Below are 1,024 nucleotides of genomic sequence, written 5' to 3'. Positions count from 1 at the left end.
AAAGCCGACCCAAGCGCCCCAGGGCAGGCCAGGGTTTCAACAGAGCAAAAGTGCATCACTCCAACGCCTTCCTGATCCGCCCGATGTCGAGCACCGCCTTCTTGCCCCACCCTTCGACACCCTCCGGCACCTCCGGGCGGAAGCGCTCGTAGAGCCGGAAACCCACCCTGTTGAGTTCGTCCGGGGGCAGCGACGCCGCCAGCGCCTCCATGGCGGACCGGACCTCGCCCAGTCGGTCGCCGAAGGCGCGCGCCAGATAAGTCCTCACGGAGGCGGGCGACTGCGGGCGCTCCTCGTGCGCCGCGAGCAGCACGCCGCCGTCGGAGCGCGACACCAAGATTTCGCGCCCCAGGAGCCGGACGGCGCGGCTCCCCTCAGCGGCGTCTCCACGTCGACGCTGGCCGTCGTCCTCCGAACGGTCCTCCGCGATCCCCAGCCGACGCGCCTTGGCGCGGGCGGCGGTGCCCGCTACGGCGCTGCCCAGCGTCAGCGCCGTCTCCTCGGGGTGGCCCAGGCGCTCCGCCACCACGGCGGCCCAGAGCGTCAGCACGGGCGCGCGGTTGACGCGGAGCGGCGGAGGCGAGTCGGTCGGCGGCACGCGGCGACGATAGAGTCCGCGCTTGCGGCGGCAAATCCCCGCGCGGCGCGGGATCGTGCGGCGCCGCCCCGGGCGCGGCGGTGCTAAGGGGGCGCATGGAGCTTCGTGACTTCGCCATCGGCCGCGTCTTCGCCAACAACGGCCATTCCCTGTGGCTCTGCACCGACATCGGCACCCGCGTGGTGGTGGCGATCCGGATCGACAGCACGGAGTTCGCGGAGGTGAAGGTCCGCCGTGGGAGGCGCGGGCCGGAGACCCGGACCGCCATCGATCCCCGGAAGGACCCAAGCTGGTTCGACGGGCCGCCCTACGCGCTGGCGAAGACGGTGTTCGACGAGTACGACCACCCGACGTGCATGCCTGTCGCCGAGGAGGACGTGGCGGCCTGGACCCCTGAGCGCGAACGGGACCGGTGGCGGTAGCCGA

2 protein-coding genes are annotated in these 1,024 nt (G+C 72.5%); one reads left to right on the top strand and one right to left on the bottom strand.

Annotated elements, in window-relative coordinates; genetic code table 11:
- Positions 1-55: 55 nt before the first annotated feature.
- Complete coding sequence (locus tag ABD067_RS07365; protein ID WP_343894560.1) at positions 56-598, bottom strand: hypothetical protein; 543 nt, start codon at positions 596-598, stop codon at positions 56-58.
- Positions 599-693: 95 nt separating this feature from the next.
- On the opposite strand from ABD067_RS07365, the gene ABD067_RS07360 reads away from it, so the two are divergent.
- Positions 694-1,020 (top strand): hypothetical protein, encoded by a 327-nt coding sequence (locus tag ABD067_RS07360; RefSeq protein ID WP_343894559.1) that lies wholly within the window; start codon positions 694-696, stop codon positions 1,018-1,020.
- Positions 1,021-1,024 lie beyond the last annotated feature (4 nt).

It is taken from the genome of Craurococcus roseus, from assembly GCF_039523795.1.
Classification (GTDB): domain Bacteria; phylum Pseudomonadota; class Alphaproteobacteria; order Acetobacterales; family Acetobacteraceae; genus Craurococcus; species Craurococcus roseus.
This window is presented reverse-complemented; position numbering and strand designations above follow the sequence as displayed.

Coding starts and splice junctions, on each gene's coding strand:
- ABD067_RS07360 (WP_343894559.1), top strand. CDS start 694: ATGGAGCTTCGTGACTTCGCCATCGGCCGCGTCTTCGCCAACAACGGC.